The organism is Alteromonas pelagimontana (assembly GCF_002499975.2).
GTDB classification, from domain to species: domain Bacteria; phylum Pseudomonadota; class Gammaproteobacteria; order Enterobacterales; family Alteromonadaceae; genus Alteromonas; species Alteromonas pelagimontana.
Window position 1 is genome coordinate 2,863,088 of the sequence record NZ_CP052766.1, and the last position, 24,855, is coordinate 2,887,942.

The window sequence follows — 24,855 nt, forward strand, 5'->3', positions numbered from 1 at the left end:
TCGCTTATTCTTCGACAAGAGGTTGATCGCCCAGCACAAGATTATCCTGCAACAGCTCAACGTGCTCAGCCACCGAGTCGGGTTGTTTAAAATAGGCAATGTGGTAAATGGCTTCGCCTTCCTGTGCCAATGGAATATTCTGCTTACCTATTATTACCCCTTCAGCCGGACTGGTAATGGCCGCCAGATACGCACCGTACGGATCTGCAACTGAAGCCAGTTTATCACCTTTGTTAACATGATCACCTAACTGAGCCAGATGAGTCACAAAACCGCTTTCAGGTGCACGTACCCAGCCGCTTTCTCTGGCGATAAACCGCTGGATATCATGGCCTTTACTGTGGCTTTTGTTAAGCATGTTTAAATGACGCATCGTATTAATTATGCCACGGACGCCAGCTCTAATGGAAAACTCATCGTACCGTAAAGCCTGGCCAGCTTCGTAAAGTAATATTTTAACACCTGACTCGCTAGCCGCTTGTCGTAAGGAACCGTCCCGAATATCTGCGTTAAGTAAAACCGGCACGCCAAAAGCTTTGGCCATTTCCAGCACTTCCGGATCATCCAGATCGGCGCGGATCTGGGGCAGATTGCTACGATGGATAGCGCCGGTATGGAGATCGATGCCAGCATCGCATTTGCTTACCACTTCTTTAAAGAAAAGATTAGCTAAACGTCCAGCCATTGAACCTTTTTTACTGCCAGGGAAACTTCGGTTTAAATCCCGTCTGTCGGGCAGATAACGGGACTGGTTTAATACGCCGTAAACATTCACCATAGGCACGGCTATCAACGTACCACGAAGTTTAGCAATGGCTTTAGACTTTATTAGCCGTCCCACAATTTCAATACCGTTGAGCTCATCGCCGTGCAAGGCTGCTGATACAAACAGCGTAGGGCCCGGGCGCTTTCCCCGTTTTACATAAATGGGAATACTCATGTTCGTTGCTGTATACAAAGGAGGCATTTCCAGTTCGATTTTTGCCGTTTCTCCCGGCTGTACTACTACCCCACCAATCTCCAGTTCGGTAAAACTCACTATCCCTTCCCTTTGGTTTTTGTACTGTTAGGCTTCGCTGATCTTTCAATAAATTCGATTATCATTCCAGCTACATCTTTGCTGGTGGCTTTTTCAATACCTTCCAGCCCGGGAGATGAGTTAACTTCCATAACAACAGGGCCGTGATTAGAACGCAAAATATCCACACCACAACAGTTCAAGCCCATGGTTTTTGCGGCGTCCACTGCGGTTTTACGTTCATCCGGCGATAATCTTACCAGACTGGCAGAGCCACCGCGGTGCAGATTAGACCGAAATTCGCCTGGCGCGGCCTGGCGTTTCATAGCCGCTACCACTTTGCCGCCCACTACAAAGCACCGGATATCCGCACCACCTGCTTCTTTTATGTATTCCTGCACCAAAATGCTGGCATTTAGTCCCATAAATGCTTCGATAATGGATTCAGCGGCCTTTTGTGTATCAGCCAGTACCACGCCGATACCTTGCGTCCCTTCAAGTAACTTGATAACTACCGGCGCACCGCCTACATTCTTTATAAGATCATCAATACGGTCGGGATGATGGGCAAAGCCCGTTCGCGGCATGCCAATACCTTTACGCGAGAGCAACTGTAACGAGCGTAATTTATCCCGCGAGCGACTGATGGCGACAGATTCATTGATGCTATAGGTTCCCATCATCTCGAATTGCCTGACCACCGAAGTACCGTAAAAACTCACTGATGCGCCGATTCGCGGAATAATGGCATCATAATAAGGTAACTTTCTTCCCTTATAACGTACTGACGGCCTGCTACTGGTAATGTCCATGTAACAATGCATGGTGTCTATCACATCGACATCATGGCCGCGGTTTACACCTGCTTCAATCAGACGTTTTGTAGAATAAAGATTTGAATTGCGAGAAAGTATGGCAATACGCATGGAAATACGGTTTCCTGTCGGGGTTATTTTTATGTCATTCGCAAATTTACGGCTGCACAGTGAATTCGATCGCCTGAACAGACTAAAAATTTAAAATATACGTCATCTAACTATAGATGATATTATGGCTATGTTGTTAAAATTTTCTTACGCTATCGGTAGTTAGCTTGATTTAATGTTTTTGAGGAAATACCTAACATGTTGTGGTTAGAGGAGATATCACAGTGGATCACGTCCTATCAGAGCAATTTAATCTGGACCGGCGTAATGCTGTTATTCTACGTCGCGGTTACCCGTTTTGTCATTCCCCGATTAGAAAGAAATATCGAGAGTAGCAAACTTAAGTCTTCCAGTGCGATTAAAGGGCTGTATGCTGCGCGCATTCTTGCTGCTACGGTGACGCTGGCATTCATTTTTGCTGCCTGGGGCTTCGATTTCTCTGGTTTGTTGGTACTTTCTACCTCTATTCTTACCCTTACCGGCGTGGCCTTATTTGCCAGCTGGTCGTTAATCAGCAATATAACCGCTTATTTTATCCTGCTGACGAACGTAGCTTATCGGCGCGGGAATTATCTACGTGTTCTCGATGGCGATAATTTTATCGAAGGTTACATCGCCGATATCAATCTTTTTAATACGCGTTTGGTTACGCAGGATCGGGAAACGGTGTTGTACCCTAACAATCTTATTCTCACCCGCCCTATCATGGTAAATCCGAAGGCGCAGTGGGGGTCGATGGGTAAAGTCACCCCTCCGCCACAAGTGACCAAAAATGACGAGAAGGCTTAGCGTTAAAAGTTTATAGACGCTAGCTGCTATGCGCCTCTTTAATAGAACGGGTCATACTTTGTAATAACGCCCGTAGTCTGGCGGGTTTAATAGGTTTGGTAAGATAGTTCACGCCTTGCTCTTTGCATTTGGCTACTAACGCATCTTCTTGGGTTGCGGTAATGAGCGAAGCGGGTAACGCGATATTTAGATGTTGACGAATGGCATCAATTAATTCCAGCCCATTGTGTTGCTGGTTTTCCGGGCCGGCGCTCAATTGATAATCCATCAGCAGAATTTGGGGTGAAAAAATATCGGCCTGGCGGATAGCGTCATGCCAGCTATTCGCCAGGACCACAGTCACGCCCCACTTTTCTAATAACGTTTGCATGGCATCTAAGTTTTCCTGCTGATCATCTACACACAGCACTCGCAGGCCCTTAAAGGTAGTGGCAGAGGGGGAGGCAACGCTTGTCGCATGTTTGCACGGTGTGGTTTTCGATAGCGCCAGCGAAAAGCAGCTGCCTTTACCGGGAACAGAGTCAACTTTAATTTTGCTTTGCATTTGATTGCTTAGTCTGCGAACAACCCCCAGCCCAAGGCCGACACCGTGTTCCAGGCTATCATGGGTGCGATAAAAATCTGAGAATATCATGCCTAACTGAGCTTCGGATATTCCGATCCCTGTGTCCCGCACCTCAACATATACCGCGGTTCCCTGAGGCCTTACGGTTAACAGCACTTTTCCACTTACAGTATATTTCACCGCATTGGATAGCAGATTCTGCACTATCCGATACAAAAAGGTTTTATCTGCCAGTGCCCAGCAATCATGCATGCGCTCTTTTAACTGTAATCCCTTTTCATCGGCGCTCATGGTCATTTCTTCAAGTAGCGGCGTGAGCAGCGTTCGTAAATTGACCGCTTCAATTGTCGGCTTCAATTCGCCCTGATCAAGTCGGGCAATATCCAGCAGTGTCCCAATCAGTGCTTCACTTGAGGTGACGCTGTGATTGAGCTTATTGATGATATCCTTTACGTTCTCCGGCAGATTAGCTTCCTGAAGCGCTGTGACATAAAGCTTGGCGGCGTTCAAAGGTTGAAGCACGTCGTGGCTTGCCAATGCTAAAAACCGGGTTTTGCTGGCGTTAGCATCTTCGGCGGCTTTGCGTGCTCGGATCAGCTCCTTTTCTGCTTCTGAGCGACGTTCAATTTCAAGACGCAGTTCTGCATTAATGGAATGTACTTCCTCAGTGCGCTTTTTAACTCTGGCTTCAAGTGTGGTATTGGATTCCTCCAGTGCCTGCTGAATTTCGATATGACCGGTTATATCGTTAAAGCTGGTAACAAAGCCGCCGCCGGGAAGAGGATTCCCAACCATTTCTATTACCCGGCCATCACTGCGTAAACGCGTAAATCGGTGGGGCGTACCGGTACGTAAATGCTCCAGTCGTTTTTCCACATGATCTTCTACAGCGCCACCGCCAAACTCTCCTTTTTGCGCGTTGTACCGCATCAGTTTTTCTACCGGCGTGCCCACCGTGAGCAAATCATCAGGGTAATGGTACAGGGTGGCGTAGCGCTTATTCCACGCCACAAGGTTTAAGTGTTTATCAATAACGCTGATACCTTGATCCATATTCTCTAACGACGTGAGCAGGGCGGTCATGTTAAATTGCATCGCCTGCGTCGTATCATCAAAAAAGTTAATCACTTCCGTAAAATCGAGCTTTTTGCCGCGCAAAATGCTGTCTATCAATGCTTTTGCACTTGAAGCACCTATCACTCCGCCAAGCGCTCTTTCGCAAAACGCCAAAAATGCCTGATCGGGATGATCTTTGCGGTCGATATTGCGACGGTTGAGCTGCTGATATTCTTCCACCAGCTGTTCGCAGCGACCGCTACCCATGAAGGTAGAAAGTAGAGTGATCAAATCGGATATGGTGACATCAGTATGATGCTTTTTCCCCGGTCCGTTTCGGACATCGGCTGGCGAGACGAACGCTTCAGCCTGAATCCTGTCTATCAACCGCGCGGGAGCGAACCAGGAAAAGCCAATATATGCGGCAATGTTTGTCACCAGACTCAGCAAGGCACCGACGCTTAACATCTCGTTCTGTTCAACATGAGTGGCGCCATTGTTGACTAGCGGAAGCACCAGCCATAACAGCCAGGTTATAAGCCCCACCAGTAGTCCGGCGTAGACGCCATGAGCATGCGCACGTTTCCAGTAAAGCCCTCCCACCACCGCAGGCAGCAACTGAATAACCAGCGAAAAAGCGATCAGCCCGATGGAATGTAAGGAGCGACTATTGGTCATTTGCTGGTGGTACAAAAATGACAATAGCAGGATGAAACCGATGACTAAGCGTCGAATTAAGCGAATGCGCTTGCCGTAATCCCGCTGGCGGGGGCTGTGGTTCCCGATGGCAAACAGGCGGGGTAAAATAACATCATTTGTGAGCATCGTGCTTAACGTCAGTGTCGCAACAATGATCATTGCTGTGGCAGCGGATAACCCGCCAATGAACACAATTATCTGCAACAGCAACGATTCAGAATATATTGCCATGGACAGCACGTAGGTGTCTGGCTCAACATCACCGCCGGCAAAAATATTGTTCCCGGCAATAGCAATGACGGGGATTACCGTGGCAATAACCGCAAGGTAGGCAGGAAAAAGCCAGCGCGCCGTTTTCAGATGGCCCAGACTAAGATTATCAATAATGGCGACATGAAACTGGCGAGGCAGACATACCACTGCGGCAGCAGCCATGATGGTTTGGGCAATAAAGCTGAACGAACCGAATTGCGACAGCGATTGTTCATTAAAAAACGTGGTAAAAATTGGCGTACTCTCAGCCTTATACCAGGCACTGTAACCCACCACGGCAACCAGCACCAATGCCAGCAGTTTAATGCTGGATTCAAACGCAATCGCCAGCATTAAACCCCGGCGATATTCAGTAACGTCGGTTTGCTTGGTGCCGAAAAAGATGGCGAATATGGCGATAAAAGCGGTAGCGACAATGACAATAGCATTGCTGTCGGGTTGCTGGGTAAGCAGTTGAAATGTGGCACCAATGGCTTTTAGTTGCAGAGCGATGTAAGGAATTGTCGCCAGTAGTGCAATTACGGTAACCAGCAGTGCCACCGCCTGACGTTTGCCATAGCGCGAAGCAATGAAGTCAGAAATGGTATTGATATGCTGCTTTTTACTTACCAGTGTGAGCTTGTAAATAAACTTATAGCCCAACAGGTAAACCAGTATTGGCCCAAGCATGATGGGCAAATAAATCCAGGTATCCCGACTGGCTTGCCCTACTGCCCCAAAAAATGTCCAGGCAGTACAGTAAATAGCTAACGCCATGGAATAAACTATGGGATGGGAAGTAAGTCGTCTGGCCGCGGGGGAATTTTTGTCTCCCCAGCTGGCGATATAAAAAAGCAGCAGCAAATACAGTAACGCTAATAAAACCCATCCGAAAGTCATATTATATGCAACAATCCCTTAACAATAATGGTGGCATTATACGCACTAGATATTTATTGCACCTACGACCATCGTCGCATTTCTTGAACGCCATGGCAGGTCTAGAGTATAGCCAGTGCTAAAGTGGCTGCGGTTTTTAAATAAATTACAGAAAGCAATCGAAAGCGAAAATCGATGAAGTAAGAGTGAAAACTGTGCCGTTAGGGAAATGTAAAAATAAAACATCTGCTTAACCTGATAGAAGGATGGAAAGATGGCTTTTAAAAATGATGACGACAAAATTGCATATTGGAAAGAAAACCTCGCGCTCCTTTTCAAGCTGTTAGTCGTTTGGTTTGTCGTGTCTTTCGGGGCCGGCATTTTATTTGTAGATGCTCTTGATCAAATCCAGTTTTTTGGCTTCAAGCTTGGCTTCTGGTTTGCACAACAAGGTTCCATTTATGTCTTTGTTATTCTCATTTTTGTCTATGTGGCAAGAATGAAAACATTAGATAAAAAATATGGCGTAGACGAGGAGTAATTATATGGATATTCAAACACTAACGTTTCTCATAGTAGGTGCAACATTTGTTCTATATATCGCCATCGCAGTATGGGCTCGCGCAGGCACCACTAACGACTTTTATGTTGCTGGCGGTGGCGTACATCCGGTAATGAACGGTATGGCAACCGCTGCAGACTGGATGTCGGCGGCCTCATTTATTTCCATGGCCGGTTTAATTTCTTTTATGGGATACGATGGTGCCGTTTACCTTATGGGCTGGACGGGCGGCTATGTACTGTTAGCCTTGTGTCTTGCTCCTTACCTGCGTAAATTCGGCAAGTTCACTGTACCGGATTTCATCGGCGACCGCTACTATTCACAGACTGCACGAACGGTGGCGGTGGTGTGTGCCATTTTCGTCTGTTTTACTTATGTAGCAGGGCAGATGCGCGGTGTCGGCGTGGTATTTAGCCGCTTTCTCGAAGTGGATATTGTAACCGGTGTTCTCATCGGCATGGCAATTGTGTTCTTCTATACTGTACTGGGCGGAATGAAGGGCATTACCTACACACAAGTTGCACAGTTTTGCGTAATGATTTTCGCTTATATCGTTCCAGCCGTGTTCATCTCAATTATGGTTACCGGGCACATCCTTCCGCAAACCGGTTTTGGTGCTACCATTGCCGATGGCTCCGGGGTCTACATGCTCGAAAAGCTTGATGCGCTCTCGACGGACCTAGGCTTTAATGAATACACATCGGGCACAAAAAGTACCATAGATGTATTTTTTATTACCTGCGCCCTAATGGTAGGTACTGCCGGGTTACCTCATGTTATTGTTCGGTTTTTCACCGTTCCCAAAGTGCACGATGCGCGTAAAAGTGCAGGGTGGGCATTGGCATTTATTGCTATTTTATATACTACTGCACCGTCGTTAGCTGCATTCGCCCGCACCAATATGATTGAAACCATCAACGGTTCAGAAATGACAGGAACCAGTTATGCGCAGGCGCCTTCATGGATAAAAAACTGGGAAAAAACCGGTTTGATAGCGTGGGAAGACAAGAATAACGATGGCAAAATGTTTTATTCCGGAGACGAACGTAATGAGATGCAGGTTGACCGGGATATTATGGTTCTGGCCAATCCTGAAATTGCTAACTTGCCAGCCTGGGTGATTGCGTTAGTTGCTGCCGGGGGTGTTGCGGCGGCGTTATCGACTTCTGCAGGACTGCTGCTGGTTATTTCTACGTCAGTCTCACATGATTTGTTAAAACGGAATTTTGCGCCGAATATCACGGATAAGGCAGAATTATTTTATGCTCGACTAGCGGCGGGTGTCGCCATTGTCATCGCAGGTTATTTCGGTATTAATCCGCCGGGCTTTGTGGCGCAGGTGGTCGCCTTTGCCTTCGGCCTTGCGGCGTCCAGCTTCTTTCCTGCTATCATCATGGGTATCTTCAGCAAACGCATGAATGACAAAGGTGCAGTGGCTGGAATGATATGCGGTATTGCGTTCACTGCGGTGTACATTATCTACTTTAAGTTTATTAATCCTGCGGCCAACGTGCCGGAAAACTGGTTGTTAGGTGTCTCGCCAGAAGGTATTGGTACTATGGGCATGATAGTTAATTTTGTTGTCGCCTACGCAGTATTCAAGATGACAGACGAAGCGCCACAAGATATTCAGGAACTGGTTGAAAGTATTCGTTTTCCTAAAGGGGCAGGAGAAGCATCCTCTCATTAGGCACTGTGAATAATTAAAATCATGAGCAAGGCTCACTATGGCAGTGGGCCTTTTCTTTTGAGGTAAAGAAAACGCATGAGCGCAATTCCACAGCAGGTCACCGATTTTCTAAAATCGTCGGCGCCCTTTGATCAAATGGATATTGATGGCTTAAAAGCATTAGCCAGCCACGCCAATTTAATATATCTGGCTGGTGAGCAAAAACAGCAACTGCTAAAAGACAACCGGCAGTGCCTGTTCCTGATTCAAAGCGGCCAGTTCTCAGTTAAAGATTCTGATCGGCCTGTCAGGCACGTTAGCGAAGGCGATTATTTTAATTACGCCGCTACTCTGGATAACGTGAGCTATCCGCTGGAGGTTAATGTTGACAAGCCCGGGCTAGTCTATTGTTTTCCACCTGAAGCATTTAAACGCACTTTGCATTATGGGTTTGTGGCTGACTTTTTCCGCGGCACCCGTGCTGATATGCTACAAAATCAGGCTGTCGTCGAGTCAAACTCCATGTGGCTGTACAAGCCGCTAAACGAAGTGATGGCGTCAGCGCCCGTTTGGGCTGACAAAGCCACAAGTATTCGTGACGCCGCCTTATTAATGACCGAGAAAAACGTGTCTTCGTTGCTGATAACTGCCGCAGAAAAAGTTGTGGGGATTGTGACAGACCGCGATTTGCGTAGCCGCGTATTGGCAGCAGGGGTGGGTTCGGAATGTCCGGTAAGTGACATCATGACAGAAAAGCCGGCGATGATTAGCCAAGGCCGAACGCTGTTTGACGCAATAGCGCTAATGAGCGAACGTAATATTCATCATCTCCCGGTAATTGACCGCTCTACCCGCCAGCCCGTGGGAATGATCACCACCTCCGATGTCATTCGCCATCAGCGCGGCAATGTGTTGTTCATTATTGGAGAATTGGCCAAAGCAGGCAATTTATATGAGCTGACACGCCTTTCCTGGCAAATTCCACACTATTTAGCGACTCACGCTAAAAGACCGGGGGATTTTGACATCGCCGGTAAGGTGCTGTCTCAGGCTACGGACATTATGACTCGCAAGCTGATCGACTTTTTTCAGCGTGAGCAGGGCAGAGCGCCCATGGCGTATGCCTGGGTCGTGTATGGCTCGCAAGCTCGGGAAGATCAAACCATGGGGTCAGATCAAGACAACGGGTTACTCCTTGCCCGAGAACCGGATGCCGAAGAAGCAACCTATTTTGCCGCAATGGCAGAGTATGTATGTAATGGGCTGGCCAAGTGTGGCATAAAGTTGTGCGCCGGTAACATTATGGCGTCTAATCCTGAACTTCGACTGTCGCTTACTCAGGCGATCCAAGAAGCGCAACGCTGGATAAACCAGCCTACCAGAGCGGCGATTTTACACTTTAATATATTTTTAGATGCCCGTTGTGCCGCTGGCGATGCCGATCTGTTTCGTTCATTACAGCAAGCCCGCGCGCCTTTGTTGCAACAGAAAATGTTTCTGGCCGCCCTCGCCAGGCACAATAACGAAATATCAGTTCCGCTATCTATGTTCCAAAAATTTGTTTATGAAAAGGGGAGCAGGGAAGAGGTTATCGACCTGAAAGTTCGCGCAATTGCATTAATTAATAATGTAGTCAGAATTTACGCACTGGCTAACGGCGTCTCGTTGCCTTCAACCCTCGCGAGGCTGGCTAGTTTACCCGCCGGTTCAGGACTTTCTACCAGAGATGGCGAGAATCTAAGAGATATTTGGCTCTTTTTGAACCGTTTACGCTGGCGGCACCAATTAGCCAAGAATGTCACCGACAATCTTGTTGCCGTGAGCGAACTATCTTCAATTGAAAGACACCAGTTAAAGGCGGCGTTCAAAGCAATAGATCGCGCTCAACAGGCTGCTGTTATGAATTTCGCTGGTGGTATGAGCCAGTGAGAAATCCGCGGGTATTGTGGCAAAAGCTATTGTGGACAATTTCACCTGCAGCATTTCTGTTGCCTGCTTCATGGCAGCAACGGGCAATGGCAGAGGTTCCCCTGTTGGCGCTTGATTTTGAACTGACGTCGCTAGATGTCAATGAAGCCAATATTACTTCAGTGGGATGGGTTGCAGGTAAGGGGGGAAGTATAGCGTTGGATTCTGCGTATTATGAAGTTGTACGTAGCGACGGCGGCCTGGCGCAAAGTCCGGTAATTCATGGGCTTATTCAAGCCGATATCTCGAACGGTGTGCCAGTGAAACAAGTACTTGACGTCCTGGTGCCGCTGCTTAATTCCCACATAATAGTTTGCCATAACGCGAAACTGGATATGGCAGTGCTGCACAGGTTGATGCAAAAGCAGAACTGTTTTGCTGCTGACGTGGTGATTCTGGATACAATGAAATTTGCTATATATCAGCTTAAAAAGCATCACGAAGTGCTGCCATTGCAAAGTGCCACATTACCCGTTTGCCGAGAGCGCTTAGGTTTACCAGACGCGCCAGCTCACAATGCACTGGACGACGCAATGGCTACATTACAACTGTGGTTTGCGCAACTTCACCAGCTAAGTAGCGGTCAAAACACGAAAATGAAGGATTTAGTCCATACGGGGGGATTGTCGACAGAAAATTTGGGAAAAATTCCCGATGGGTAATTGACAAATCTTTGTGCTCAGCGTAAATTGCGCTCCCACAACGCAATGGGCTTTAAGCTGAATTTTTTTGCGTTGTAATGCCCAGGTGGTGAAATTGGTAGACACGCTAGCTTCAGGTGCTAGTGCTCGCAAGGGCGTGGCGGTTCAAGTCCGCCCCTGGGCACCATTCTTATAAGGCTGAATCCAGTCTGCATTTATTCCATATATTTTAAGCTTGATAAACTTGGCGGGCTAATTCAGCCGAAAATCGCAGATTTTCGTCGTTCGCCTGCGCACGAAGCAGTGCTTGTAAAGAAGGTTGCTGTCGGTGTTGTAGTACCATTTTTTCCCCTTTAGTATTAAATGAAATACCGTGCAAATAATTTGCATACCGAAGCTGGGCGCTAAGCGCTTCATTTTTTGTGTGTTGACTATATAGTGTGCAGCTCTTCCAATGAGGTAGTCCCATGCACATTAATACAAAGCTTGAAAAGCAGGACTATATCAACGCCTACAAGAATATGTTTGCTTTCGTGGTAAAGCGGCCAGTAATTATGGCTTTTGCGTTGATGTCCTGTTTCCTGGTAACCACTATTCCCTTTGCCATGTTTCCAGTGAAAATGGCCGGATTCGCTGCTTTGGTTGCGCTGATGGTCTGTTTGGTAACGACTCACTACCGTACCGGTTCGTTGGAAACCTTAATACAAGAGCTGCAATTCCAGCAGCGCATTTACTTGCCTGCGATCGTTGCTGTCGCTAGCTTGAGTTGGTTGGGCTTTATGGTTGCTGAGTTCATTGTTAGCCTTTTAAACGAAAATACCGTTGCAGCGCAAAGTGCTATCCAAGCCTCGCAAGCTGAGCCTTTATACAGTACCACACTATTAGCGGCTGTTATTGCTGCCGCGTTAATCTGCGTAGCACAAGTGATGCCCTTTGTTTTGGCACTGTTTTGCCATGGTCTTGATATATCAAAAGGACAAGGCGAAAATATCTGGTGGGCATTGATTACAAACTTACGCACCTTCGCGGCATTTGTACCCATTGCGCAACTGGTACCTATCGCTGTTGTATTTTCTGTCGACTTAACTGCCTTGATTGTACTTTTCGGTGGGATGTACAGCACATTCCTGCTTTTTATCGTGTTTAATATCGAACCAAAAACTGCAGAAAAGGCCTCTTCACTTACGCTGATAGAACAACTATAAAAGATAGAATCTTGCTAATAGTGCCTCACCGCAAGCAGTAGGGTGAGGCTTCTGCGTTTAAAGTAACTGCAGCGCCACAATAACAAACAATGCCAGATTGGCTAACCAGCCGATAAGGTAAAAATAGCTGCGGGCGCTTGGGTTCTTATTGGTTGCAATAGCATAATAAAGGGCCATGTGAAATAAGCGTGCAATAGCATAGACCCATACGACTATTGCCAGTGTATCAGGCGCTACGCCGATAAACATTGCCAATAGTGCTGGAATAACGAACACCGCAAGATTTTCCAGCGAATTTTGCTGGGTACGATAACTTCTGAAAATAAAAGATTCGTGGCCTAGACTTTCATCCATTTTCCCTGGCACCGGGTTTGCCTGCTTACGATGTGCAAGAGCTGCAACAAAACCCTGAGCAAATACCGTAAGTAATATCAGCCACAGGCCCCAGATAGATAAGTTGTAGGTCAGAAACATAGAGCTTTCCTCAAATTATAGTCCTAATCATTTCGTGATTAAATCCAGGAAAGATCAGCTTTCATTAAACTTTAATCATGAAGGCAGTATCGGGCAGAAGCAGCCGCTTTTATAACGCAATCCATGCGCCTGGCTTCGGTAATGCTTACCCGCTATGGCGCCTAACTACTCACATTTACTCAGCAGTTGTTATCCTAAAATTCAGGTCAGGTTACTACGCCGTTAGATGCTTTAGCGCCGGCGAAAATGCGGCAAATATTAAACCGCTACATCGGTATACAGTTTTACCTTGGTAAGAGAGGCCACATTCCCAATGTATTGTTCAAGCTCTGAGGGAATCGCTAAATCTTTTACCATTGTCAGGTTTCGAAGCGTGGGAAACAAATGCACATCGTTCCAGCCTAGTTGATTCATTTGCTGTCTTGGCAGCGGTGGCACCGGCATGGACCCCAAGGCTTCTTCGACCGCCTTCCGATGCTTGTCTGTGTTGTTCATCGCGTCTTCAAAGCTCATACCTAACGATTTTTCCTTTTTCTTCTGGAAATAATCCTTAGCACTTTGCGTATTAAATTCGGGCTGCTCAATCATGATATTGCGAGGATAAAGTAGTGCGCTTATATCATCGTACACAGCATCTAACGCTGACGTATATCTTTCATACTCGTTAGCCGGCAACATCTTCTTTCCGGCAGCCCCAAGCTCCTCAAATTTCTTCGCGATATCCAGGCTTTCGCCCATTGCTGAACCATCGTCGAATTCAAGAATTGGAACCATTTTGGCGTCTATCAAGCGGAAGCAGGTTTCCTCATCATCATTTAGCAGATAAACCTTTTTGTGTTCTACATCCATATAATTGGCCACCATGTCGGCACGTACGCAGTAAGGGCAATGAAGATATTGATAAAGTGTAAGCATTACGCTCTCCTTATTCTCTGTTAGATTTTCCAATTAATATCAATCCCTGTTGACGATTTATCATCGTAGACTGATATAACACTGCCGTTGGGGCGAAGACAGCCTTTAAAGCCATTTTGGCAGTGATGTCAACCCTTGGTACGCCCAAAACCGAAGTTCCGCTCAACATGGGCTATGGGATAGAAAGTAACGTAATCGATTATCGCTTAACTTTCGCTTCAACGACTACTAGCGTTCCTCATTGCCAGCTGGCGGTAATTTCAGAAGCGGTATCTGTAGCCTCAGAATTGTGCTGCGGCAATTTTTCTATTTCATTTAAAAGTGCGGCAAACTGCTTGCTGATTTTATGACTTGGCGCGTAATAAGGCAGTGGCAGACGGTGAGAGTGAGATTCTTTCACTTTTACTGTAGCGCTAAGACGGTTGGTAAACACGGGCAGGCTTTTCGCCTCTAATTCAGCAATAAGTTGGAAGGGTAAGTTTGCCTGCGGATTAAACTGATTAATGACAATACCTTCCAGCGCGAGTTCGGGATTGTGATCGGTTTTAAGTTCCATCACATTTTCCAATAAACGCTCTATTGCCTGCACTGAAAAGCCGTCGCAATCAAAGGGAATGATAAAAGAATCTGCCGCTATTAAAGCAGCCTTGGAATAAAAATTAAAATTGGGAGGCGTATCAATGTAAACCCGATCAAAACGTCCTTCCATTGCGCCCAGCGTCTCTTTCAGTTTAAACATTTTGTAGCGTGATTCCAGTTCTCGTTCAATATCAGCCAGACTGGGGTGCGCCGGGAGCACAGAGAGATTTTCTATAGCCGTGGGTTGAACGAAAGCCTCCGGTGGCATGGGTTTGGAAAACCAACCCACGATCTGCTTGAACATATCGGCTACCGTAAGCGTATCTTCAACAATATCTACGCCCACGTAATGAGTGCTGTTGCCTTGCGCGTCTAAATCGACCAGAAGAGTTCTGTAACCCTGTTTTGCGCTTTGAGCTGCCAGATTTGCGCTAATTGTCGATTTTCCCACGCCCCCTTTTTGATTGAAAACAACACGTTTCATAGTTGTCCTTAGCTGGTGGAATGCTATCGATAATTTGCAGTATAAAATATGCACAGAACCAGCAAGAAATGTAAAGGGATATAGAGAAATTTCATCGATTGGTAACAGTGATGTTGTTTGCCTGACGCTATATCGTCTGCTTCACGAAATACCCCCTAAGTGGGAATGAATGTGAATAAAATGTAAATTGTGCTATAGTTAGGCAAGGGCTTATTATTGCCGAGGCTATTGTATGGCTGTCCGTTTGGTTTTTCTCAGTATACTGCTATTGCAGCTAGCTGCTTGTGCATCCTCCCAACAACCTGCTGTCGTCGCTCATCCCGTTCTGCAAGATTCATTGTTTCCCAGTTACACGATATTCGCCGTGGAGTCTGAAGCTGATATTTTTTATTTAGACGAAAATGCGCAGCAGTTTGTTAACAGTGTAATAAAACCCAAAGACGGAGACAGAGAAAACATGCGGACGTTGGTCAAGCAGATTTTTGACCACTCCGAAAAAGGCTTGCTCTACAGAGGCAATGCCAATTCGGTAGCCTGGAAGACGTTTGAAGAGCAAGCAGCAAACTGCTTGTCGTTATCCATTATGACTTATGCCATGGCTGAGTATGCGGGGCTGGATGCCCAGTTTTATCAGGTGGAAATTCCTGAATATTGGACGCGAAGGGAAGGCTATAATTTGCTTAACGGGCACATAAACATGAGAATTTCCGCTAACGATCCTGCCGTTAATATAATCTCTGCGGATAACTATGTGGATGTTGATTTTGATCCTCAGGCATTACGGAGCCATTTTCCTCGCCAGGCTATCAGCAAGCGCGAGGTAGTCGCAATGTTTTACAACAACAAAGGTGCCGACGCACTGCTGGATCACAGCTACACAAAAGCCTACGCCTATTTTCGCCAAGCGGCTCTGTTGCAGCCGGACTTCGGTCAGGTATGGGTAAATCTTGGTGTGCTCTACCGAATGAATGATGCTCCCGATGCGGCTGAAAAAAGCTACCGCCAAGCGCTTGCGCTGGAGGCCGATAATCTTACGGCGTGGGAAAATCTTGCGATTCTATACAGGCACACCGGGCAAATAGACGAAGCTGAAGCCATCACTGCCAGTGTAGAGAAAAAGCGCGAGAGTAATCCTTTTTATCATTATATTTTAGGTGAGCAGGCGCTGGAGGAGGAAAAATATGAACAAGCCTTGACTCACTATCGCAGAGCCATGCAGCTAAACAGAAGTCAGCATGAGGTGTTATTTGGCTTAGGAAAAACTTATTACGAACTTGGGGATGTCACGCTAGCAAAAAAATATCTGGAACTGGCTGCCAGGTATGCGCCTAATTTGCAGGATGAAAACCGCTATCGCGGGAAACTGTCAGCACTTCAATCTGCCAGATAAAAAAGCTAACGGGACCGGGAAACCGAAAGAGGCGCGTTAATCATTTACCCGCGCCTTACCTTATCCTAATCCGCCATACTCTTTGGCTAAGCATGTTTGCCGCTATATAACTCCAAGTTCTCTCAACCGCTCCTGCAAATAAGATTTCGCCGTGTGCCGCTCTGATAACACCACATCTGGGCGGGGGTGTAAAAATAACGGGAGAGAAATACGTGATCTGGTCATGTCAGCGTTTTGCGGATTTACAACCCTGTGCGTGGTTGAAGGAAAATAACCACCCGACGCCTCTTGTAACATATCGCCGATATTAACAATCAAGTTACCAAAGTCGCAGGGAACATCCAGCCAGCTCCCATCTTTTGCCTTCACTTGGAGGCCAGGCTCGTTGGATGCTGGCAGTATGGTGAGAAGATTTATGTCCTCATGGGCGGCGGCACGGATCGCATCAGGCTCTTCATCACCCTTCAAAGGAGGGTAGTGCAAAACGCGTAGTAGTGTTTGATCACTGTCTTTAATCATACTGGAAAGGGGCTGACTGTATTTCACGCTTACCTCGGCAGGGGAATGCTTTTCCACCCACGCCAGTAATTCCATCGCCAATTCACTGGCTTTTTGATAATAAGCTGCTAACTGCGGCCGCAGCTCGACTGGACACTGGCCCCACGGATAAAAATGATAATACTCTTTAATATCTTTTTTGGTAAAACCTTTAGCCACTTCAGATACACTTTGTGGAAAGAAGCCGTCCTGGGAGCCTTTATTATACAAATATTTATGCTTTTCCTGACTATTAAAAAATGTCTGCCAGGCTTCATAAATGCCTGTTACCATCGACTGTTGAATAGGATGATTTTTAAGTACGCCAAAGCCTGTCTCGCGAAGTGACTCTACAAATTCCTGCTCAGCATTTTCAGCTTGATAATCGACAGCGACTAGTTGCATAAAGGTATCCTGTATCTTGTTCACCACAGCGTTCTGACGCGTAGCTGGGCCTTAAAACGAAACGGTTATTGAAGAATCAATAACCGCTATTTTGGGCGTTAATTTATATAAGCTTGACCGGATAGTCCACTTTTATATTGTCTCCCTCACCCCAAAGACAAATAAAAGCCTGCAAGCGCGGCGCTTAAAAGATTTGACAGCGTAGCAGCAAACACAGCCTTTAAACCCAATGTGGCTATTTCTTTACGCCGGGTAGGTGCCATAGCGCCGATGCCTCCCATAAGAATAGCGATGGAGGAAAAATTAGCAAAGCCGCACAAAGAGAAGGTAACAATGGCCTGAGACAGAGGCGACAGTTCAGGCATATGCTTGAGAAAATCCAGGTAGGCAACAAATTCATTTACCACGATTTTCTGGCCGATAAAGCTGCCAGCTAACTGCGCTTCACTCCAGGGCACGCCAATGGCCCAAGCCAAGGGCTGAAGAAGGTAACCCAGAATGCCTTGAAAGGTTACATTTTCATATCCCGCTAAGCCGCCAGCCCAACCGATGATACCATTGAGCATGGCGATTAAAGCCACAAATGCTAACAACATGGCGCCAACATTTAAAGCAAGCTGTAAGCCAGAAGCAGCACCACTCGCTGCGGCATCAAAAACATTAGCATAGCTGCTGTCTTCAGCATCCAGCTCTTTGAGTTCGTCTTTAGCTGTTTCGGTTTCCGGCAAAATGATCTTCGCCATAAGTAAACCACCTGGCGCAGCCATGAAACTGGCGGCAAGTAAATATTTTAGCTCTACGCCTAACCCGGCATAACCCGCCATCACTGAACCGGCAATGGATGCCAGACCGCCTACCATAATGGCAAAAAGTTCGGAACGGGTCATATGTGGAATAAATGGACGCACGACCAACGGTGCTTCGGTCTGCCCGACAAAAATATTCGCAGCGGCCGACATAGATTCCGGCCGGCTGGTTTTAAGCACCTTTTGAAGGAATCCCCCAATTAGGCGAATAATCCAGTTCATGACACCAAGATGGTAAAGAACTGCTATTAATGAGGAAAAGAAAATAATAACGGGAAGAACATTGAACGCAAAAATAAACCCCATTGATTTGTTGCCTAAGGGACCAAAAACAAAATCAATCCCTTGCTGGCTGTAATCGATAATATTGCCTACGAACTTAGTCATACTGAGCAATAATTTTATGCCCGGTTCGAAGTAGAGGACAAACGCGCCGATGAGCGCTTGAATAGCAAACGCTCCGCCGACGGTACGCCAGTTTATTGCACTTCTAGCGGAAGACAACGCAAATGCGATGCCGAGCAAAAGCAAAATGCCCAGTAAACTTACCATAGAACTAGTCCCTTATTGTAATGCTTGCTGAATGTGCGACTTAATAACATCCAGAGCAATTTGATTATGACCGCCTTGCGTAACAACAACGTCAGCAGTAAAGCGGCTGGGTTCGATAAATTGGTGATACATCGGCTTTACGGTGGATTCATATTGCTTAGCAACAGATTCTAGAGTTCTTCCGCGTTCTTTAACATCACGTATCATACGGCGCATAAGACAAATGTCTAACGGCGTATCAATAAAAATTTTCACATCGTAGTGCGGTAACAGTTCCGGACGGGCGAGCAACATAATGCCTTCAAGAATAATTACCGGCGCAGGGTTTAAACGTTCAGTCTCTGGCAGCCGCGTGTGCGTTTTAAAGCAATAATGAGGGTAATCAATAGGCTCACCGTTGCGTAGCGCCTGTAGGTGCGCCTTTAGGAGTTCGTGTTCAAATGCGTTGGGATGATCGTAATTATTTTTTTCTCTGGCTTCCATTGGTAGATGGTCTTGCGCGCGATAATAATGATCTTCACGCAACACCTGCACAGGGCGCCCTTGGGCACAAAATGCGCTGAACAAATTTTCGGTAAATGATGATTTTCCAGAGCCTGATGCTCCGGATATGGCAATAATTAATGGCGACTGCATATCTTCTGAGGGCTATTTTTCCTCTTGCAAAGATACGCAATTGACTCTGATGAATCAATCTTAAGTTAGGCTAAAATCGCCCAAGATGCTTTCTCGCCATTAAGATAGACGATTAGCTGCCTATAATTTCTACATCTTCTGCGGTCAAACTGGTCAGCGCAAACGAATGTTGTTTGGAGCGGGAGCCTTCACCTTGCGCCCGGGGAGGGTAGTAACGCTCTTTTTCCACCGGGTAACCTTCAAATACATCGTCCAGAGTCGCGCGTACCTCACTAAGGGTCTTGTCCAGATTGGCGTTGAAGTCAGGTCGTTTACGCTTCGTATGACCTAACTCAATCAATCGGGAGAATATTTTATTGGCAATTGCAGTAAGTTCGGGGGGAGCATCTTTGTTGTGTAATAGCGGAATAGTTGGATTTTCAATGCCATATTGCACTAGTGCTACGTAAAAACAGAATGGCTTGTTCTGCATGGTTGCTGTTTTAGTGTTCACGCCGTTCCCCAGCGTTTTATGCACCAAATTAATAATAAGTTTTGGTACAGGCGGCAGTTCAGGCTCCGCTGTGGCCAGAAGTCGCTTTTTCTTTTTCAGACGAAATCGAATCAGTAGCGGCGCAATAATTAAAGCACCAAGAATGGAAACTGGACTTAGCGAAAACCCCGCCCACCAAGGCTCAACGGCAAGTACTAATTTAATTGACTGCTCAGAGGTGGTTAGGTGAATTTCATGCTTTGAAGTAAAGCCTGAGGGAACATCATCGGCTAGAGCCACATCCTGTATAGAAAGAATTCGCGCCGGAAGTGAAAGGCTGGAAAGCTTGCTGTTGATTCTTTTAATATATCGATGAACTGCAGATTCGTTTACGAACGTGTTCAGCGTTTGATTGCCTACATCCAGGTACGCCGTGTCCAAACTGACCCGACTTTCAATTTCATCTAAGGTTTGATGATTAACCCATAAAGCAGAAGAAATTTGCCCTACGCTGGTGGCGAACTGTAAAAGTAAAAAAAGCGCGACGACGACGAGAGCGCCTTTAATCCACTCGCGAGGCGAAATTTCACTCAATTGTTGCATTTTCACACCTATCAATAATTACAACGTTCTGATAGTAGTTTTTGGGATGATTATCAGCGATCTCCTGAATCAACTTTTGCATTTCGCAGCGTAAGTCGGTGTTGCGCGTTTGCATTTTTAAATACCAGCGCATGCCACTAACCGGATTTTCTATCGCAGTAATATAATTTCTTGAAAGCACATTATCGTCACCTTTGCCCCAATAGGAAGAAATAATATCCACTTCCCCCGCCAAAAGCGCACGCCGAAGCTCCTTGTGAGAGTTGTAATATTGAAGGGCAACGTTATCTTCCTGTAACCCGAGAGATTTCAATACTGTCTTCGGGACAATGTGTCCTGAACGGCTGCTAGGATACGCTAAAATGCCAATCCGTTTGCCAAACAGATATTCCTTCGTCAGTTCAGGCTTTTCTCTTAAGGCTATAAAATAGGCGCTATAGTCTGCGTGTGACGCGATATTCTCATAACCATAAATTCGATCAGCATCGAAGGCATCGACCACATTACTTTTCACCAGCGCCAGATGGCTGACGCCATGATTGATATAACGGAAGGTGTCGTAATCGTTATGTCCAATCGTAACCCTGACATTCCCAAACTGCCGCGTGACCACGGGATCTTTACAAAGTAACGGAAGAGCCATTTCCGCAATAGAAGACTCAGTGACATAGACATCAAAGGTTTCACGGTTAGTCGAAATAGCTTCCGGACAGCTCAATATCTGACCGGTTTGAGGCGGTATTACAGGGACAGAAAGAAAATTCTGATAAAAGCCTGCCACCGCGCAACCAAAAATAGTGAGCGCCAGCAAAATCTTTTTTGATTGGCTATAAATTCGAAACGTAGACAACAGATAAATTAAGATATTAGCTTACTTATACAGCCAATTTCACCAGTTAACCTTACCTAAAGCAATAGGTAACTTTACTCATCTGTGTTAACTCTATGACTTAAAACGTTTTTTTAATTAAGAATTTTGAATTGCATTAAACGCTGTTTATTGAAAGCGATTTTGCGAAGAATACGCCCTGCCTCCACGTCAGGTCAGTCAGAAGTAGTGGTGAGGAATAATTCAGACTAATTGTTCAGGAAAATAAAAGAAACTTCTTTGCAATCATAGTATTGAAGTCAAATTAATAACAACTCCTGTCATAAAGTTGAAACATATCTCCTTAACAATTGCTGCGCCTGAAAGTAGCGTTTAAATGAGCCCTCGGGAGAGCTCCTTTATTCAATAACCCAGTTTTTAAAAAATAGGGAAACACATAAGATGTTCACTAAAACTAAGTTTAGCCGCATAGCAATGGCTGTTGCACTTGCGTCATCATTACCCGCGTACGCTGCAGATACCACTTCTGGTATTCGAGGAGTAATCACTGGACCAAACGGTCAACCAGCTACAAATACAGTAATTACTCTTATTCACCAGCCTTCAGGTACTGTTACGCAGGTAACTACAAACGAAACTGGTTCCTTTAATGCCTCAGGTCTGCGCGTGGGGGGCCCTTATCAGGTGACTATTGACTCTGATAAGTTTAAGGATGAGGAAAAAGGCAATATTTTTCTTCAGCTTGGGCAAACCTTCAGATTGAACGAACAGTTGGGCGAGGGCGATGTTGAAAAAATTACGGTAACGGGCACTGCTGCGCTTACATCAAATTCCGGAAGTGAAAGTTATTTTGATTCCGAAAACATTGTGAATTCTCCTACGTTCAATCGTGACATTAAAGAAGTTATCCGACAGAACCCGTTGGCAACGACACTGGGTGGCGATGATAATGCACTGTCAGTCGCAGGCCAGAATCCGCGTTACAATAGTATCAACGTTGATGGTATTGGAATGAATGATGACTTTGGCTTGAATTCTAATGGCTACCCAACTCAGCGCGCACCAATATCTGTAGATGCTCTTGAGCAGGTCTCTATCGAAACCAATCCCTATAATGCAGAATACGGTGGCTTTAGTGGAGCGCGCGTCAATGCGGTAACTAAGTCAGGTACCAATGAGTTCCATGGCGGCGTGTTTTACGAAAGAACCGACGACGCATGGACAGGTAAAGCAAAAAATCCTATTACAGGTACCGAATCGGATCTTGAAGGAATTGACAGCGATACCTTCGGTTTTAACGTCGGTGGTCCGTTGATAAAAGACAAGTTATTCTTTTTTGCTAACTACGAAAAATATAAAAGCCCCATTGTTGCCGATTGGGGGCCTGCTGGTAGTGGACGCCCTAATGAAACTAACCTGACGATAGAGCAATACGAACAAGTACGTGATGTTGCCCAGAGCAAATACGGAATTGATATAGGTGGCTGGGATGCGTCTCCTGAAGAACAAGATGAAAAATGGTTAGGGAAAATCGACTGGAATATTAATGACGATCACCGTGCATCACTGACCTATCAAAAAGTCGAAGGCAATTCGCTACGTAGTCTGACTTCTGGTGAAGGTACATTAGTGACGTCTACTGGTTGGTATGATTATCAGCAAAATATGGAATCGTATTCGTTCCAACTTTATTCAGACTGGACTTCGGCATTTTCTACAGAAGTCTATGCATCGTATAAAGATGTTGAAGCCCTGAGTGGGGTAGAAACTAGAGACTTTGGTGCAATATCAATTAGCGGCTGGGATGCATATAACGATAATACCGGCATTTCTTTTGGTCCAGATGAGTACCGTCATGCGAACGAGTTGCAGACCGAAACAACTACATTGGGTGTTGATGCAGATTATCTTCTGGGCGATCACAACCTGAGTTTCGGCGTGAAATATGACAAACTGGATATCTTTAATCTTTTTGTCAACCCTTCTTTGGGAGCCTGGAACTTCAGTACGTTCGAAGATTTCGTAAATGGTGAAGCATACGAGTTTGATTACACAAATGCGGTAACAAATGACGCCAATGATGGTGCGGCGGACTTCACTATGGGAACGTATGCGGCTTACATTCAGGATGAATGGTTTGTAAACGATGCAGTTGAGCTGTCTTTAGGTTTACGCTATGAAAGAACCTTTGCTGACGATACGCCTAATTATAATGAAAACTTTTATAATCGTTACGGGTTCAGCAATCAGGAAAACATGGATGGGCTAGATATCATTCTGCCTCGTTTAGGCTTTAAATGGTATGCAACGGATGATTTAGTGGTCCGAGGCGGTATTGGCCGATTTGCTGGCGGTCGTCCAAACGTGTGGATGTCCAACTCTTTCAGTAAAGACGGTATTACCGTTGCGGGTATAAATACTGTACAAGGCGCTACGTTCGATTCTTTTAACGGCGTTCCGCAAGAGTACCAGGATGCGCTTACCGCGGGAGATGGTGAAACCAACGCGGTAGATCCCGATTTTGAAATGCCGTCGGATTGGAGAACCAGTCTCGGTTTTGATTACACCTTCGATATCCCATCCTTAGGTGATGGATTCCTTTGGACGAGCGAATTCATTTATGTGGATAAGCAGGATGATTTGGCGTGGCGTGATCTCAATCGCGTGGATACCGGAGAAAGAACTTCCGATGGCCGTGTCATTTGGGAGCAAGTCGACGAAGATCACACTTATGACATTCTGCTAACCAACGCTGAAGAAGACGGAAACAGCAAGATCTTTTCTACCAGCTTAGCAAAAGCCTGGGATAATGGCTTGAGCATGAATGTATCTTACACCTATCAAGATATTGAGGAAGGAACGCCAGGCACTAGCTCTCAGAGCGCTTCTAACTGGAAGTATGACCACATAGTGAGTCGTAACGTTACTCAATTGGGTACAGGCTACTATGAAATTGAACATAGCTTGAAACTGTCGTTTAACTATAAACAAGAATTCATTGACGGTTACGCGACAAACTTCAATGTTTTCTTTGAACGCCGTTCAGGTCTTCCATTTAGCTGGTTGATGGGAGGAGCGTATCGAGACGCAAATGGTAACTTACCTTCAGCGGTTCAAAATGCTTATGCGATTGGCGACGAAAACGGCATCTACGGAAACTATGCCCCTTATATTCCTAGTGGTCCGGATGATGCTGCGGTTGCTTACGCCGACGGCCTGACTTACGAGCAGTTTATGAGTGACTACGTTGGCCCTGCAGGTTTAACAGGATACGCAGGCGGCTATGTGCCGAAAATGTCTGATAATGTTCCTTGGGTAACCACCATGGATGTTGCTATTCAGCAAGAAATTCCTGGTTTCGTTGAAGATCATAAGGGGACTGTTTACTTCACGATCAGAAACTTCCTTAATCTGTTGAACGATGATTGGGGACAGCAGGAAAGCGCCAGCAACAGCTACAAAACGTTAATTAATGGTAACTATCAAGAAGATGGCACACTTGTATATCGCCCATATTCTGGTTTTGAAACTGATAATAACTTTGAAACTGAAGATTCTGTTTGGTATCTGAAGATCGGTGTCCGTTACGAGTTTTAATGTAACGGTGTAACAGTAGAATTACTAAAGCCAACTAGCAATAGTTGGCTTTTTTTGTGCGTGGGAAATGAAAAGTAGAGCAAATGGTCAATTTTCACTTCTTCCAGGCAGTCAATACTGGATTGCAGGAAAAATACTCAGTAAGATGATGTTGTACAGTAACTGTACAACTAAAGTTTGGTTTTAAATTACGCTGCGAATGCGTCAATGTAATAACAAATTCATAATGAAGCAGTAATCTTTTCGCCAGTTCAAAAACAATAATATTGGTGAGGCGGATTGTCATAAAAGTGTCATACTTTTACTTCAATCTCGGCGTGAAAACAGCGAGCCGAAATAGCATAAGA

At 45.8% G+C, this 24,855-nt stretch carries 19 protein-coding genes and 1 tRNA gene; 9 read left to right on the plus strand and 11 right to left on the minus strand.

From position 1 onward, the window contains the following. Nucleotides 1-4: 4 nt before the first annotated feature. Together CA267_RS12595 and rimK are read right to left on the minus strand one after the other, a co-directional pair. Complete coding sequence (locus tag CA267_RS12595) at nucleotides 5-1,039, minus strand: succinylglutamate desuccinylase/aspartoacylase family protein (RefSeq protein WP_075610380.1); 1,035 nt, start codon at nucleotides 1,037-1,039, stop codon at nucleotides 5-7. Next, nucleotides 1,039-1,944, minus strand: coding sequence for a 30S ribosomal protein S6--L-glutamate ligase (gene rimK, locus CA267_RS12600; protein ID WP_075610381.1), 906 nt, complete (start codon nucleotides 1,942-1,944; stop codon nucleotides 1,039-1,041). The genes CA267_RS12595 and rimK overlap by 1 nt, the downstream gene beginning before the upstream one ends. A 198-nt stretch (nucleotides 1,945-2,142) precedes the next feature. Here rimK and CA267_RS12605 point away from each other — a divergent pair, with 198 nt between their 5' ends. Beyond that, nucleotides 2,143-2,733 carry a mechanosensitive ion channel family protein gene (locus CA267_RS12605; RefSeq protein ID WP_075610382.1) on the plus strand — a complete coding sequence of 197 codons (591 nt, stop codon included), beginning with the start codon at nucleotides 2,143-2,145 and terminating at the stop codon, nucleotides 2,731-2,733. A 19-nt stretch (nucleotides 2,734-2,752) separates the two neighbouring features. Here the strand turns inward: CA267_RS12605 and CA267_RS12610 are convergent, their stop codons facing one another. Next, on the minus strand, nucleotides 2,753-6,205 hold the full coding sequence (locus tag CA267_RS12610) for a PAS domain-containing hybrid sensor histidine kinase/response regulator (RefSeq protein ID WP_075610383.1): 3,453 nt from the start codon (nucleotides 6,203-6,205) through the stop codon (nucleotides 2,753-2,755). Nucleotides 6,206-6,458: 253 nt separating this feature from the next. On the opposite strand from CA267_RS12610, the gene CA267_RS12615 reads away from it, so the two are divergent. The 6 genes from CA267_RS12615 (at nucleotide 6,459) to CA267_RS12640 (ending at nucleotide 12,229) form a co-directional block, all read left to right on the plus strand. Further along, a complete protein-coding gene (locus CA267_RS12615; protein ID WP_075610384.1) occupies nucleotides 6,459-6,725 on the plus strand; it encodes a DUF4212 domain-containing protein in 267 nt (88 codons plus the stop codon). Nucleotides 6,726-6,729: 4 nt separating this feature from the next. Further along, nucleotides 6,730-8,436 (plus strand): sodium:solute symporter family protein, encoded by a 1,707-nt coding sequence (locus tag CA267_RS12620; protein ID WP_075610385.1) that lies wholly within the window; start codon nucleotides 6,730-6,732, stop codon nucleotides 8,434-8,436. Between the two features lie 75 nt (nucleotides 8,437-8,511). Further along, nucleotides 8,512-10,344: a DUF294 nucleotidyltransferase-like domain-containing protein gene (locus CA267_RS12625; protein WP_075610386.1), complete on the plus strand. Its 1,833-nt coding sequence runs from the start codon at nucleotides 8,512-8,514 to the stop codon at nucleotides 10,342-10,344. Beyond that, entirely contained in the window at nucleotides 10,341-11,045 is a 705-nt protein-coding gene (locus CA267_RS12630) for a 3'-5' exonuclease (RefSeq protein WP_083638576.1), read from the plus strand. The genes CA267_RS12625 and CA267_RS12630 overlap by 4 nt, the downstream gene beginning before the upstream one ends. 79 nt (nucleotides 11,046-11,124) lie before the next feature. Beyond that, a tRNA-Leu gene (locus tag CA267_RS12635) sits at nucleotides 11,125-11,211 on the plus strand. Between the two features lie 280 nt (nucleotides 11,212-11,491). Further along, a complete protein-coding gene (locus CA267_RS12640) occupies nucleotides 11,492-12,229 on the plus strand; it encodes a hypothetical protein (RefSeq protein ID WP_075610388.1) in 738 nt (245 codons plus the stop codon). Nucleotides 12,230-12,286: 57 nt separating this feature from the next. Here the strand turns inward: CA267_RS12640 and CA267_RS12645 are convergent, their stop codons facing one another. From CA267_RS12645 to CA267_RS12655, 3 genes are all read right to left on the minus strand, one after another. Further along, entirely contained in the window at nucleotides 12,287-12,703 is a 417-nt protein-coding gene (locus CA267_RS12645; RefSeq protein WP_075610389.1) for an MAPEG family protein, read from the minus strand. Between the two features lie 258 nt (nucleotides 12,704-12,961). Beyond that, nucleotides 12,962-13,618 (minus strand): glutaredoxin 2, encoded by a 657-nt coding sequence (grxB, locus tag CA267_RS12650; protein ID WP_075610390.1) that lies wholly within the window; start codon nucleotides 13,616-13,618, stop codon nucleotides 12,962-12,964. Nucleotides 13,619-13,856: 238 nt separating this feature from the next. Then, on the minus strand, nucleotides 13,857-14,681 hold the full coding sequence (locus CA267_RS12655) for a ParA family protein (protein WP_075610391.1): 825 nt from the start codon (nucleotides 14,679-14,681) through the stop codon (nucleotides 13,857-13,859). Between the two features lie 232 nt (nucleotides 14,682-14,913). Between CA267_RS12655 and CA267_RS12660 the strand changes: the two genes are divergently transcribed. Then, a complete protein-coding gene (locus CA267_RS12660; protein WP_075610392.1) occupies nucleotides 14,914-16,071 on the plus strand; it encodes a tetratricopeptide repeat protein in 1,158 nt (385 codons plus the stop codon). Nucleotides 16,072-16,173: 102 nt separating this feature from the next. Here CA267_RS12660 and CA267_RS12665 read toward each other — a convergent pair whose 3' ends face one another. The 5 genes from CA267_RS12665 to CA267_RS12685 form a co-directional block, all read right to left on the minus strand. Next, entirely contained in the window at nucleotides 16,174-17,013 is an 840-nt protein-coding gene (locus tag CA267_RS12665; protein ID WP_075610393.1) for an isopenicillin N synthase family dioxygenase, read from the minus strand. A 146-nt stretch (nucleotides 17,014-17,159) separates the two neighbouring features. Further along, a complete protein-coding gene (locus CA267_RS12670) occupies nucleotides 17,160-18,371 on the minus strand; it encodes a NupC/NupG family nucleoside CNT transporter (RefSeq protein WP_075610394.1) in 1,212 nt (403 codons plus the stop codon). Nucleotides 18,372-18,383: 12 nt separating this feature from the next. Then, on the minus strand, nucleotides 18,384-19,007 hold the full coding sequence (gene udk / locus CA267_RS12675) for a uridine kinase (RefSeq protein ID WP_075610395.1): 624 nt from the start codon (nucleotides 19,005-19,007) through the stop codon (nucleotides 18,384-18,386). Between the two features lie 112 nt (nucleotides 19,008-19,119). Continuing rightward, nucleotides 19,120-20,082 (minus strand): hypothetical protein, encoded by a 963-nt coding sequence (locus CA267_RS12680; RefSeq protein ID WP_075610396.1) that lies wholly within the window; start codon nucleotides 20,080-20,082, stop codon nucleotides 19,120-19,122. Then, nucleotides 20,066-20,932, minus strand: coding sequence for a type 2 periplasmic-binding domain-containing protein (locus CA267_RS12685; protein WP_232367545.1), 867 nt, complete (start codon nucleotides 20,930-20,932; stop codon nucleotides 20,066-20,068). The genes CA267_RS12680 and CA267_RS12685 overlap by 17 nt, the downstream gene beginning before the upstream one ends. Before the next feature lie 420 nt (nucleotides 20,933-21,352). On the opposite strand from CA267_RS12685, the gene CA267_RS12690 reads away from it, so the two are divergent. After that, complete coding sequence (locus CA267_RS12690) at nucleotides 21,353-24,508, plus strand: TonB-dependent receptor domain-containing protein (protein WP_075610398.1); 3,156 nt, start codon at nucleotides 21,353-21,355, stop codon at nucleotides 24,506-24,508. Nucleotides 24,509-24,855: the final 347 nt, after the last annotated feature.